The 13,283-nt window shown below is 31.9% G+C and carries 11 protein-coding genes; 2 read left to right on the forward strand and 9 right to left on the reverse strand.

The genetic code is table 11. The features are described 5' to 3' along the window. Positions 1 to 48: 48 nt before the first annotated feature. Positions 49 to 576, reverse strand: coding sequence for a hypothetical protein (locus J2X17_RS14850; RefSeq protein ID WP_310299574.1), 528 nt, complete (start codon positions 574 to 576; stop codon positions 49 to 51). A gap of 191 nt (positions 577 to 767) precedes the next feature. Here J2X17_RS14850 and J2X17_RS14855 point away from each other — a divergent pair, with 191 nt between their 5' ends. Further along, positions 768 to 1,421 (forward strand): M15 family metallopeptidase, encoded by a 654-nt coding sequence (locus J2X17_RS14855; protein ID WP_310299577.1) that lies wholly within the window; start codon positions 768 to 770, stop codon positions 1,419 to 1,421. On the opposite strand, the gene J2X17_RS14860 is transcribed toward J2X17_RS14855, so the two are convergent. The 8 genes from J2X17_RS14860 to tsaD all read right to left on the reverse strand — a co-directional run bounded on the left by J2X17_RS14860 (position 1,422) and on the right by tsaD (position 8,376). Further along, positions 1,422 to 1,988, reverse strand: a complete 567-nt coding sequence (locus J2X17_RS14860) for a hypothetical protein (protein WP_310299580.1) — start codon at positions 1,986 to 1,988, stop codon at positions 1,422 to 1,424. Between the two features lie 2 nt (positions 1,989 to 1,990). Continuing rightward, complete coding sequence (locus J2X17_RS14865) at positions 1,991 to 3,172, reverse strand: THUMP-like domain-containing protein (protein ID WP_310299583.1); 1,182 nt, start codon at positions 3,170 to 3,172, stop codon at positions 1,991 to 1,993. A gap of 2 nt (positions 3,173 to 3,174) precedes the next feature. Further along, positions 3,175 to 4,266, reverse strand: coding sequence for an AI-2E family transporter (locus tag J2X17_RS14870; RefSeq protein ID WP_310299586.1), 1,092 nt, complete (start codon positions 4,264 to 4,266; stop codon positions 3,175 to 3,177). 103 nt (positions 4,267 to 4,369) lie between these two features. Then, the gene (locus tag J2X17_RS14875) at positions 4,370 to 5,320 is read right to left on the reverse strand and encodes a zinc metalloprotease (RefSeq protein WP_310299588.1); all 951 of its coding nucleotides are present in this window, start codon (positions 5,318 to 5,320) and stop codon (positions 4,370 to 4,372) included. Positions 5,321 to 5,477: 157 nt separating this feature from the next. After that, positions 5,478 to 5,972, reverse strand: a complete 495-nt coding sequence (locus tag J2X17_RS14880; protein ID WP_310299591.1) for a TrmH family RNA methyltransferase — start codon at positions 5,970 to 5,972, stop codon at positions 5,478 to 5,480. Between the two features lie 10 nt (positions 5,973 to 5,982). Continuing rightward, positions 5,983 to 6,621: a DUF4159 domain-containing protein gene (locus J2X17_RS14885; protein ID WP_310299593.1), complete on the reverse strand. Its 639-nt coding sequence runs from the start codon at positions 6,619 to 6,621 to the stop codon at positions 5,983 to 5,985. Positions 6,622 to 6,637: 16 nt separating this feature from the next. Next, positions 6,638 to 7,351, reverse strand: coding sequence for a 16S rRNA (uracil(1498)-N(3))-methyltransferase (locus J2X17_RS14890; RefSeq protein ID WP_310299595.1), 714 nt, complete (start codon positions 7,349 to 7,351; stop codon positions 6,638 to 6,640). A gap of 2 nt (positions 7,352 to 7,353) precedes the next feature. Then, positions 7,354 to 8,376 carry a tRNA (adenosine(37)-N6)-threonylcarbamoyltransferase complex transferase subunit TsaD gene (tsaD, locus tag J2X17_RS14895; protein ID WP_310299598.1) on the reverse strand — a complete coding sequence of 341 codons (1,023 nt, stop codon included), beginning with the start codon at positions 8,374 to 8,376 and terminating at the stop codon, positions 7,354 to 7,356. Positions 8,377 to 8,579: 203 nt separating this feature from the next. Here tsaD and J2X17_RS14900 point away from each other — a divergent pair, with 203 nt between their 5' ends. After that, a complete protein-coding gene (locus tag J2X17_RS14900) occupies positions 8,580 to 13,067 on the forward strand; it encodes a translocation/assembly module TamB domain-containing protein (RefSeq protein ID WP_310299601.1) in 4,488 nt (1,495 codons plus the stop codon). Positions 13,068 to 13,283 lie beyond the last annotated feature (216 nt).

Genomic DNA, 13,283 nt, shown 5'->3' on the forward strand with positions numbered 1-13,283 from the left:
AATACAAAAAAGATAACGAAATGGCTATCTTTTTTTTTGCGGTATATCTTATTTTTCTTTTGGAATATTTGCATTAATCTTTTTAGTGCTAAGATATTTTAATAATGAATCTTTTAACACAATTCGGAAATTATCTTCTGTAAAAACGGTAAGTTTAGATTTACTGAATTTATACACATTGATTTTATTATTTTTTATATCAATGTAAAGATCATACGAATAAGTATTGCAATCGTGCTGTTTACAGCCGCTGGCATGCAGAATATCACCTTCTTTGATAAATGGCGTTTCTGTGTTCCAATATTTTACCATTTGGTCGTAATCGCTTCCTAACAACGTTTTTAACCTTGGAGTAATACTGCTTTTGGTTAAGATGTTAGAACCTATTACGCTTTTGTCAACTAGACTACTTAAGGTATCTGTTGGATTAATTACTGCCGAATCAACTTTTAAAGCATCCATTCTTATTGAGGTGGAGTCTGTTGCCGGGACACTTTTAATAACTTCCTTTTTACAAGAAATCAATGTAAAACAACTCAATGTAACTACAAATATATATTTTGCTCTTTCGCTCATAATTTTTGTTTTTTGAAGTAAATATTTGATTTGTAATGTCTTGATTAGCTAATTTAACGAAAAAACTAAGATTATTGTTGTAAAAAATTATGAAATACCATAATCGCTTTAGAGAAGAGCTTTTTAGATTTTCAGGATATTAAAAGAAAATTGTTTTTTTTTGTTTAATTTCAATTTTCAAATGATAAATTATGTCGCAATTAATTAAACCTTTCTTTCTTCTGTTTTTCCTTTTCGGAATCGCAGATGTAAATGCTCAAAATGAAGTGTATTCGAGTCCTGCAGAACCAGCACTGAAGGATACTATTTTTGTAAATTTACAAGATTACAGCAAAGACTTTATCTACGATATGAAATATGCGACCGATGATAATTTTTTGAAAGCTAAAGTTTATGATTGCGCCGAATGTTTTTTACGCCTGAAAACAGTGGAAGCTTTAATTGCTGCTAATAAAGATTTTATCAAAAAAGGATATAAAATAAAATTATACGATTGCTACAGACCTTTATCAATTCAGAAAAAAATGTGGGAGATTGTGTCGAATCCAGAGTATGTAGCAGATCCAAAAAAAGGCTCCATCCATAATAGAGGAGGAGCCGTTGATATTTCTTTAGTGGATCGTAATGGGAAAGAAGTCGATATGGGGACTCCTTTTGATTTCTTCGGAATACAAGCCAGTCATAATTATACAAAACTTTCCAGTGAAGTTAAATCGAACAGAAAGTTTCTTAAAAAAGTAATGATCAAAAATGGCTTTAATTCATTTGATTCTGAATGGTGGCATTATAATTTAAAAACCGGTTTACAGGATAAAGTTTCCGATCAAAAATGGAATTGTGATTAGTTATTCCACACATCTTATATTTTCCATGAAATAAGTATCTGGTTTGTATACTTTTGCGTTCATTTCTGATGTTAACGCGCCTTTTACTATATAATCTTCTGTATTTGTTAAATATTTAATTCGCATAATGTTAACCGGAGATTTTTTTAGTTCTTCATAATTATCTTTCATAAACATAAAAATTCCCGTATTTACACGATTATCAAAACCTTTGTCGTCGCGTATAAGTGTTCCGCAGTTTTCCTGATTGATGTGCATTAAAGTAACAATCTTGCCGTTTTGTAATTGTAAAAAGACTTTTGAGTTTTTATCAAAGCAATTGGCTTTTATAAAATCTTTACTTTTTTGAATCAGCTGTAAATTTAAAGTTGGTAAACCATCTGTTTGAGCAAGCGAAAAGAATACATAATTAGCGGTTCCTCCAAAGTTTTTTTCGCTTATTAGATACTCATTTGTAATCTTATAAGTTCCGATCGAATCAGTTACATTCGTACTATATTCACATGGTTTTTGGGCAAATGCAGTAAGGGTTAATAGAAAAAAAGTTAGTGTAATTAGTTGTTTCATTTTTAAATTATTTTTCTGCAAATTAAAACTATTTTGTTATCATTTTTATCTGTTGTAAAAAAACAATATAGATTTCCGCCATTTTTTATTTTCCATTTTTTTCGGATATTTTCTACCGTGTCCGGAAAATTTCGAGTTGTGATATTCGCCTGCTGATTTAAAAGTTCTGCTTTCATATCATTTTTGCTGTACGAAATCACTTTTTCAATTTCAAAAACTCTTCCCGGAAAATCAATCAATTCTTCTGAAGTATATAAATGTGAATGTTTTTGCAGTTTATTTATTTTGAAAGAAGAACTAACTTCATCAAAACCACCAGATTTCATTATAGCCGAATTTGGTTCATACAAATATTTTTGGGGAAGATGATAGGATGGATAGTCAGATTCATTACCTAAAATAAATTCAAAAGTTTCTACTTTATCTTTTAAAATATTAGCAGTTTTAATGGTTATATCCCCTGAATAATGATTGTGAATTTCAAAAAGTAATTCCTTTACTTCATTTTCCAAAGCTATAATATGAATGTTTTTTACAAATTTTAATTCTGATAAACCAGCCGAAATATCCAATAATGGGGCGGTTTTGATTAAAATAGAATCCGCTTTTTCAAAATAAAAATCAAGTAATTCCGGGACATTTGGCAAACAGTCTTTTAGCATAAAAACTTTGCCTTTTGCATCGTTTCTTCTCGAAGGATCAATATAAATCCAATCCCATTTTTGCTTAGATTCTTTTAAGATATTGGTGGAATCATCAGCAAAAAAAGTGCAATTTTTTACGTCTAGTTGCTCAAAATTATGTTTTACAATTGCAGATAAATCTTCGTTGATTTCACAATGCGCTACAACCTTAAATTTTTGAGAGAAATAATAATCATCAACACCAAAACCTCCCGTTAAATCAATTAAAGTTTTTCCATCAATTAATGAAGCCTTATAAGATGCTGTTTTTTCTGATGAGGTTTGTTCAACAGATATTCTACTTGGATAAATGATATTTTCAGTCAAAAACCATGTTGGCAACTTTTCTTTTGCTTTCGTTTTGGCTTCAATCTGATTCAGAATCAAAATCCATTCAACCTCAGGAAAAGGATTTTTCTGAAGTGCTAATTTTGTAATTGAGGTGCCACTATTTTTAGAAATAAAGTCCTGAATGTTTTTACTTAAAATAGACGAGTTCAATGTTAGATTTTTTCAGTTAATACGGAAACAATTTTATTGTCAGGAAAAAATTCTTTTAAAATTACTTTTAACATTGTAAAAACCGGAATCGCAATAACCATTCCGACAATTCCAAAGGTAATTCCGCTAATTAAAGTAACCAGAAATATTTCTAACGGGTGCGAATTTACACTTTTTGATGAAATTAATGGCTGACTAATATTATTGTCAATTGCCTGAACTAATAAAAACCCGATGACTACATAAATAGTTGTTGGTAATATTTCCGATTGAAAATCACTTCCAATCAAACTAATCATTGTTAGGATAGCGGCCAAAATGGTTCCGATAATTGGACCGATGTACGGAATGATATTTAAAATAGCACATAGAAATGCAATTACAAAAGCATTTTTATTTCCGAAAATCATCAAAACGGTTAAATATAAAATGAAGACAACCGTTAGCTGCAGCAATAACCCAACAAAATAGCGGGTTAATAAGTGGTTTATTTTTGTGATAGAGTTTAGGATTTTATCTTCATTCGTGTCCGGTAGAATTTTTCTTGCCCCTATTTTAAAATCTTCCTGATCTTTAATTAAGAAGAACGTGATAAAAAATACAGATACCAATCCCATTCCTGTATCAGCCAGAAATCCCATAATGGAGTTTATAAATCCAGTAAGGTAACCAAAACCAAATGTCGTGGCAATTTTTGATTCTTTCAAAACTTTATCGAAATCAAGATGCTGAATATTGAAATAACTTTCGATACTACGTTCTGTTTCAAAGAACTGATGTTGAAGATGATTAGTGTCAAGAAGCGATAAATTGTTTGCCTGAGAAATAATTAAAGGAACAAACAGCAAAATAAAGCCTACGATTAACAATATAAAAAGGATGATTGTTGTGATGGCGGCCAGTGAATTACTGAACTTTAATTTGTTTTTTAAAAATTGAACCAGCGGATTTGCGATCAGACACAATATTAATGAAACACATAAATAAACGATTACAGTTTGTATTTCATATAAAAAATATAAAACAGCAGCAATAACTAAGATTGTGGTTAGCGCCCTTAAAATTCCGTTCGAAATGATTTTTGATGTTATCATGATTGATTTTTAGACTATAAATATAGGAAAAGCTTTTGAAATTTTTGGAGAATAAAAAAAGCGAGATGGTGAGATCTCGCTTTCTTATTAACATTTTTTAACCTTATTGTGCAAATCCTGCTCTTGGACCTCCAGAAGTAAATATCGCTGCTATTCTGCTTTTTTGACCTACAGAGAACATGTACATTCCTCTATCATCGGTATAATCCATGTAATTCATAGTCATCTCTACAGGTGTGCCAGAACAAGTGCTGTAGTGTGGGTAAGCAGGTACGCCATAGTTGGCTTCGTTATGTGTAGGTGTATCAGATACTAAATCACTTCCACAAGTTGTGTCTCCCCAAATGTGGCGTAAATTCATCCAGTGACCAACCTCATGAGTTGCTGTTCTTCCTAAGTTATAAGGGTAGCTTCCAGATCCTGAAAGACCAAAGTATTTAGAATCAATTACAACTCCATCAGTAGCTGATGATCCGCCGGGAAATTGTGCATATCCTAAAATTCCGCCACCAATTGTACATGCCCATAAGTTAAGCTTTGTTGTTGGAGAAGTTGGATCTAAACCTCCTTGTTTCGTTTTTTTCATAGCATCTCTAGTTCCCCATGAAGTTTTTGTTGTTGATTTTCTGTTGATTTTCTCCAAAACAAAAGTAATACCAACATTTGCCTTCACGCCTGAAAATAAAGCAGGTACACTATTGTAATCTGAGTTTAAAGCGTTAAAATCAGCATTTAAAACGTCAATTTGTGATTGAATTTGAGAATCTGAAATGTTTTCAGCTGCAGTTTTATAAAGCACATTAACTATGACAGGAATTTCAATTTTACCATTTACTAAACGATTGGTAAGTATTCGATTGTTTGTAAAAGTCTCGATTTCATTCATTCGAATAGCCAACATAGGATCGGCTTTTAATTGTTCTTCAAAAACTTCCTGAGTTGCACATCCACGGCGAGCAACTACTGCATCTGGTTCTGATGAAGATGTTGTTTGGTCATTTTGACAAGAAAACAGCACTAAAGCTGTAACTGCGGTAATAAAAAGTTTTTTCATAATAATTTGGTTTTTGTTATAAAAAATTAAATTTGGTTAATAATGACACAATTTTATAACAATTTAATTTTGTAGCCAAATTTTCATAATGAATTATTTGTCAGAATTTTACAACCCCGCATATAGTCTAGTTCTTACAAAATTTAACATTTAATTATTAAGATGTAAATTCGTACAAAGCTATACTTGCAGCTTGTACGACATTCATACTGCTGTTTTTTCCAAACATGTTAATGTGAACAATTTGATTTGAGATTTTTAAGAGTTCGTCTGAAATTCCATCAATTTCACTTCCAATAACAAGTGCTATTTTTTTACCCGACGGAATTATAACTTCTTTTAGAGGTTTACTATTACTTGCAATTTCTAAAGCAATAATTTCGAAGTTATTTTGAAGCAAATAAGTTACTAAATCAGGGGTTTCTTCAATTATAGTATGTGGTACATGAAGATGTGTACTTCGTGAAGTTTTGTTTATTTTTCGAGGTGTTAATGGAATATCTTTTCCTAAAAAGATAATATTCTCTACACCAAAAGCTTCGCTAATTCTAAAAAGAGATCCAATATTTTGCTGAAAGTAAATGTGATCACAAATCAGCGTTATTGGAAATGTTTTTCTTTCAAATTGATTTTCCTGGTGAGTAAGCTGCACTTTTTTAAAATTAATTGGTAAAAATATAATTGATAATATTAGCCCCCATTTTTAAGGCTTTATCCCTAACATTTGCGGGATCATTATGAACTTCAGGATCTTCCCAGCCATCACCCAAATCACATTCGTATGTATATAGCAATACCAGTTTGTTTTCTACAAAAATGCCAAAAGCCTGAGGACGGGTTCCGTCGTGTTCGTGAATTTTTGGTAGTCCGCCAGGAAAAGGGAATGGCTTTTGAAAAATAGGGTGATTCGCCGGAATTTCAACTAAATTATTATTAGGGAATATCTTTTTTATTTCTTTTCGAATGTATTGATCCATTCCGTAATTGTCATCAATATGAAGAAAACCTCCGGCCGTCAGATAATTTCTTAGATTAGTCACATCGGCATCGCTAAAAACAACATTTCCGTGTCCGGTCATGTGCACAAAAGGATAAGAAAGCAAGTCAGGATTACTTGGCTCAACGGTTGATGGTTTTGCTTTTATCCTCGTATTGATGTTCGAATTACAAAAACGAATCAGGTTTGGCAACGAAGTCGGGTTTGCATACCAATCGCCGCCTCCGCTATATTTTAGCAAAGCAATTTCTTGAGAAAAGGAAGAAATAGAAACCAATAAAAGCAAAAAGAATATTTTTTTCATACTAATTTAGCATCAGTTAATTTGTTGTTTCATTAAAAAACACAACACTATGACAGGCAACAACCGCTGCAGTTTCTGTTCTCAAACGTGTATTTCCTAAAGCAACAGGCTGATAATTATTTTCTAAAGCCAATGCAATTTCTTTTTCGGAAAAATCCCCTTCAGGCCCAATCAGAATCGTAACATTTTCATTTGGCTTTAAAACTTCTTTCAATGATTTTTTATCCGTTTCTTCGCAATGTGCTATTAATTGTAAACCATCAGTTTTTTGTTTGATGAATTCTTTAAATGAAATTGCCTCATTTAATTTCGGCAAATAAGTTTCATTTGATTGTTTCATTGCAGACAGAATTATCTTCTCAAAGCGCTCTAAATTAATTACTTTTCGTTCAGAACGATCACAAAAAACGGGTGTAATTTCCTGAATACCAATTTCGGTTGCTTTTTCTAAAAACCATTCAAAACGATCGTTCATTTTGGTAGGTGCTACAGCCAAATGCAAATGGAATTTCGGTTTAGGAGATTTTTTTATAGAAAGCACTTCAACAATACATTTATTGTCTGAAGCTAAAGTGATTTCAGTTTCAAATAATAAACCCAAACCGTTGGTGACATGTAAAATATCCGAATCTTTTTTGCGTAAAACCTTTATAATATGACGGCTTTCTTCTTTATCAAAAGAAAAAGTTTCGGTCGTTTCGTCAATATCAGGATTGTAAAATAATTGCATAATTAAAATTGAATTCGCGCTTTCGAAACCACAGCTGAAGTTTCAAAACGACTTGATAAATATTTTTGGTACCCTACAATTCCAATCATTGCAGCATTATCTGTTGTGTATTCGAATTTCGGAACAAAAGTTTTCCAGCCGTATTTGCCTTCACTTTCTTTCAATCGGGTTCTGATTCCTGAATTTGCCGAAACTCCTCCGCCAATCGCGATTTGTTTGATTCCTGTTTCTTTTACCGCTAATTTTAATTTGTCCATCAAAATTTCAATAATCGTATATTGAATTGAAGCACAAATATCATTCAGATTTTCTTCGATGAAATTCGGGTTCTCTAATTTTTTCTTCTGAATAAAATATAAAATAGCCGTTTTTAATCCGGAAAAACTAAAATCTAGTCCCGGAACTTTTGGTTTGGTAAACTGAAAAGCTTTCGGATTCCCTAACTGTGCATATTTGTCGATTAAAGGTCCGCCAGGGTAGGGAAGTCCTAAAATTTTGGCACTTTTATCAAAAGCTTCTCCCACCGCATCGTCAGTGGTTTCACCAATGATTTCCATATCAAAAAAGCCATTTACTTTCACGATTTGGGTGTGGCCTCCGCTAATGGTTAAGGCTAAAAAAGGAAATTCAGGTTTGTCAAATCCTTCTTCATCAATAAAATGAGCTAAAATATGTGCATGCATGTGATTTACAGCAATTAACGGAATTTTTAATGCTAATGACAATGATTTGCTAAACGAACTTCCGACTAATAATGAACCCATTAAACCAGGACCCTGCGTAAATGCAATGGCTGTTAATTGTTCTTTTTGTACATTTGCTTTGCGTAATGCAGCGTCAATTACAGGAACAATATTTTGTTGATGTGCCCTTGAGGCCAGCTCCGGTACAACACCGCCATATTGATTGTGAATAAGCTGATTGGCCACAACATTTGAGAGTACTTTGTCGTTATGTAAAACTGCAGCGGCAGTATCATCGCAGGAACTTTCGATGGCAAGAATAAAAACCTCTGAATTTTGCATATAAAGGCGCGAATTTTGAATTATATTTGACAAATCAAATTTTTAATTTCTTTGATTAAAGCAGAAGCCAAAATTAAAGAATTTTTATCAAACAGTCGTTCTTTGTCTGTTCAAAGTGAATTTAAAAGAAAACTAAAAATTAAGAAGCTATCAAAAAAGTAAAGAAAATAATATCCAGAACCCTAATTGGGTTAATTTTACTTTTGTTGGCACTGGCTATCACACTGTCTTTGCCTGTAGTTCAGACTAAAATAGCACAATATATTACCAATTCGCTAAACGAAGATTTTAAAACAGATATTCATGTTGATAAAGTGGCTGTCAATATTTTTGGCGGCGTAAAACTAAAAAAAGTGCTGATTTATGATCATCATAAAAAAGTTTTGATCTACTCTGATATTATTTCTACCGATATTTTAAGTGTTAAAAGATTGCTTGATGGAGATTTGATTTTTGGAGATTTGCGTTTGACCGGTTTGATTTTTAATCTGAAAACGTATAAAAACGAAAACGAAAACAATATCAATAAGTTTATAAGACTTTTCGATTCTGATAAACCTTCGAAAACAAATAAACATTTTTTATTGACGGCTAAAAACGCGTATATTTCTAAAGGAATTTTTTCTGTGGTTGACGAAAATAAAAAAACGTCAAAGTTTCTTTCTTTTACAAAACTTAACGCATACATCAGTGATTTTAAATTGTATGGACCTGAGGTAAATACTACAATTCACCGATTTTCGTTTTTGGATCACCGCGGCCTTTACGTTTCTAATTTTGCCGGAAAATTCAGTTATTCAAAAAAACAAATAAGAGTTGAAAATCTGGCGATAAAAACCAAAAGATCATCTATTTACGGTTTAGCAATTTTAAACTATAAAGTGGGGGATTTTTTAGAATTTACAGATAAAGTGAAGTTTGATGTTACTATAGATTCTTCCTTAATTGCGACAAATGATATCCGTTATTTTTATGATGGATTAGGTAAAAATCAGCATTTTAAACTTAAAACTAAATTAAACGGACCACTTAATAATTTGAATTTAAGACATCTTAGATTGACTGATAATAATGGCTCACGAATTGTTGGCACAATTAATTTTAAGAATCTTCTGGGTACGAAAGAACAAAAGTTTTCTATGGACGGCAAGTTTGACAGGCTTGTTTCGAGCTATGATAATTTGGTCACATTGCTTCCAAATGTTTTAGGGAAGAAGTTGCCAAAAGAGCTCAAAAGAATTGGTAAATTTACAATTATAGGAAAAGCAAAAGTCTCCACAACTGCTCTGGAAGCTAATTTTAAAATGGTTACTGATATAGGCGGAGGTAAGGTTGACCTGCATTTAAATAACATGGATTTTATTGATAAAGCATCTTATTCTGGTAATATTGTTCTGGAAAATTTTGATGTTGGCGCTTTGTTAGACAGAAAAGACGTTGGGAGAACAACTTTAAATCTGGATGTTGATGGCGTTGGTTTTACACAAAAATATCTCAACACTATTATAAAAGGAGATATAGCTAAGTTAGATTATAATAAATATACCTACAATAATATCGTAGTAAATGGTAACTTTAAATTGCCATATTATAAAGGACAAATTTCGGTCAATGATCCAAATTTATCGTTGACATTTGATGGTTTAGTCGATTTAAGTACACGTGAAAATAAATATGATTTCCATATCAATATTGAAAATGCCGACTTGCGTAAACTGAAATTTATAAACGATAGCATTTCGCATTTTAGTGGTGATGCTATTGTGCAGGTTTCAGGAAATTCAATTGAAAATCTTCATGGAAATATTTTTATAAAGGACGCTATTTATCAAAATCCAAAATCAACTTATGAATTTGACGAATTAACTATAAACTCTAGTTTTGATGCTGACAGATTGAGAACCATAACTATTAATTCTACTGATGTTATTAATGGGAAAATTGTGGGTAAATTTCAGTTTGCGCAATTAGATGAGTTGGTTATGAATTCGGTTGGAAGTCTTTATACTAATTACAAGCCGTATAAAGTAAAAAAGGGGCAATTTTTGCGTTTCAATTTTCATGTGTACGACAAAGTGGTCGAAATGTTATATCCGGAAATAAATGTTGATTCTTCTACCGTTGTTCGTGGTAAAATTGATGCTGATTTGAACGAATTTAAATTCCGATTTAAATCGCAAAAAATAACGGCCGCAAAAAATACATTCGATAATATCCGAATTAATATTGATAATAAAAACCCGCTTTATAACGCATTTATTGAGTTAGACAGTATTAAAACTCCGTATTATAAAATACGTGATTTCAATTTGATAAATGTGACTTCAAAAGATACTTTGTTTGTTCGTTCAGAATTTAAGGGCGGGGATAAGGGGCAGGATTATTTCAATATGAACTTGTATCATACCATCGATAAAAACAAAAATAATATCGTCGGAATCAAAAAATCTGAGATGAAATTTAAAGATTATTTGTGGTATTTAAATGAAGATGAAGGCCAAGATAATCAGATTGTTTTTGATAAATATTTTAAAAATTTCACAATTGATAATATAGTACTGTCGCACGAAGATCAAAAAATTGATTTAAATGGAGTTTTAAAAGGTACTGATTATAAAGATTTAGTTCTGAATTTTGAAGACGTAGACATTAATAAAATAACACCTCTAACTTCAAAATTTGTCTTTAATGGTAATTTAAATGGGAATGTCAATTTCAAGCAGAATAAAGATGTTTATCAGCCCACGGCTTCTATTGTCATCGATCATCTTAATTTGAATAATACAGAATTAGGAACATTAGATTTTGATATTTCCGGAGATGAAAGTCTAAAAAGATTCACGATAAATTCGTCAATACATAATGGTTTTACAGAATCGTTTAATGCCAGTGGAAATTTTGCAATTGAAAACAAGGAAACTGTACTGGATTTAAAGCTTAGACTAGAAGGATTTAATTTAGCAACCTTAGGAACGGTTGGTAAAGATGTTTTGTCTAATGTACGTGGCTCTGTCTCTGGAAATGCGGCTGTTGTTGGAAATATAAAAAAGCCAGAAATCAACGGTAGGCTTTATGTTGAAAAAGCGGGTATGACTATTCCGTATTTGAATGTAGATTATGAATTGAGCGATCGTACCGTTATTGATTTAACAGATGAGAAGTTTTTGTTTAGGAATAATCAATTAACAGATACAAAATACGGTACTAAAGGATTATTGAACGGTAGTATTGAACATCATAATTTTGGTGACTGGAAATTAGATCTGAACATTTCATCAAAACGATTAGTAGCTCTTGACACTAAAGATAGCGATGATGCAGCTTATTTTGGTACGGCATTTATCAACGGAACGGCAAGTATTACCGGACCAACAGAAAGTTTATTTATAAAAGTAGCTGCCAAATCTGAAAAAGGAACCGAAGTCAAAATACCTATAAATAATGTGCAAAGTGTAGGTGAAAGCAGCTGGATACATTTTGTGACTCCAAAAGAAAAATACAATTTAGCAAATGGTATTGTGGAAAAAACCAGAAACTATGGCGGTCTTGAATTAGAGTTTGATTTTGATATTACGCCGGATGCTGAAGTAGAAGTTATTCTGGACAGAAATTCCGGTCACGGTATGAAAGGTAAAGGATACGGATCTTTATTGTTTAAAATTAATACACTCGGGAAATTTAATATGTGGGGAGATTTCCAGGCATACGAAGGAACTTATAATTTTAAATACGGTGGATTAATCGATAAAAAATTCGCAGTAAAAAAAGGAGGTTCTATTATTTGGGAAGGAAACCCGATGAAAGCGCAATTGAACTTAGAAGCGGTTTATAAAACAGCTGCGAATCCTGCTGTATTATTAGAGAATTCTTCTTTCAATAAAAAAGTTCCTGTAGAAGTTGTGATTGGTTTACGAGGAGATTTGGCAAGTCCGGAACCTAATTTTGATATCCAGTTTCCTTCAGTGAGTAGTGTTTTGAAATCTGAAATACAATATAAATTAGATGATAAAGATGTCAGACAGACCCAAGCTTTATATTTATTATCGACAGGTTCATTTATGAGCCCGGACGGATTTAATCAAAGTGATTTATCAGGGACTTTTGCAGAAACCGCAGCAAGTTTATTGGGTGGAATTATAAAATCGGATAGTGATAAGTTTAATATCGATCTGAATTTTATATCTGCAGATAAACGAATTGGACAGGAAGCGGACGGTCAGTTTGTGGCAAATATTTCATCTCAGATTAATGAAAAAATATCTATTAACGGTAAAGTCGGAGTGCCTGTTGGAGGCGTGAATGAATCAGCTATTGTAGGAGATATTGAAATACTTTACAGAGTTAATGAAGACGGATCTATGAATCTTCGTTTGTTTAATAAAGAAAATGATATTAATTATATAGGACAGGGAGTAGGATATACGCAAGGAGTAGGTATTTCGTATGAGGTTGATTTTGATACTTTTAGCGAATTGGTGAATAAATTATTTAAAAGCCATAAGCTGGAACGAACTCTAAAAAATTCTACAGATGATTTGCAGGATTCCAATCTGAATCCTGATTATATTAATTTCCCGACTAAAAAAGACTCTGAAACAAATAAAACTAAATCCGATAAAAAAGAAGAAGAGAAGCCAAAAGAGCCGCAAAATAATAATCAAGGGTTGATTCCTGATAACGACGATTTTTAAGCTTTTGTTAAAAAAGTATAATAAAAAAGCCATTCGCACCAACGAATGGTTTTTTTGTGCTAATTTTAGATGCCCAAATTTTTTTTGCCAGGTGAAGGAAGCCTCACAATTTTATAACACTTCATTTATAGATTGTTAATTTTAAGGATTTAATTAAAATAAGCGCCTTTTATTATTTTAAATGAATTTTTTCATATCAAAAAACTTATTAACGAA

The organism is Flavobacterium aquidurense (assembly GCF_031458035.1).
Lineage (GTDB): Bacteria > Bacteroidota > Bacteroidia > Flavobacteriales > Flavobacteriaceae > Flavobacterium > Flavobacterium aquidurense_C.

Bases quoted from the DNA above. Each gene is read 5' to 3' on its own strand.
- J2X17_RS14850 (WP_310299574.1), bottom strand. From the start codon at position 576: ATGAGCGAAAGAGCAAAATATATATTTGTAGTTACATTGAGTTGTTTT.
- J2X17_RS14855 (WP_310299577.1), top strand. From the start codon at position 768: ATGTCGCAATTAATTAAACCTTTCTTTCTTCTGTTTTTCCTTTTCGGA.
- J2X17_RS14860 (WP_310299580.1), bottom strand. From the start codon at position 1,988: ATGAAACAACTAATTACACTAACTTTTTTTCTATTAACCCTTACTGCA.
- J2X17_RS14870 (WP_310299586.1), bottom strand. From the start codon at position 4,266: ATGATAACATCAAAAATCATTTCGAACGGAATTTTAAGGGCGCTAACC.
- J2X17_RS14875 (WP_310299588.1), bottom strand. From the start codon at position 5,320: ATGAAAAAACTTTTTATTACCGCAGTTACAGCTTTAGTGCTGTTTTCT.
- J2X17_RS14885 (WP_310299593.1), bottom strand. From the start codon at position 6,621: ATGAAAAAAATATTCTTTTTGCTTTTATTGGTTTCTATTTCTTCCTTT.
- J2X17_RS14890 (WP_310299595.1), bottom strand. From the start codon at position 7,351: ATGCAATTATTTTACAATCCTGATATTGACGAAACGACCGAAACTTTT.
- tsaD (WP_310299598.1), bottom strand. From the start codon at position 8,376: ATGCAAAATTCAGAGGTTTTTATTCTTGCCATCGAAAGTTCCTGCGAT.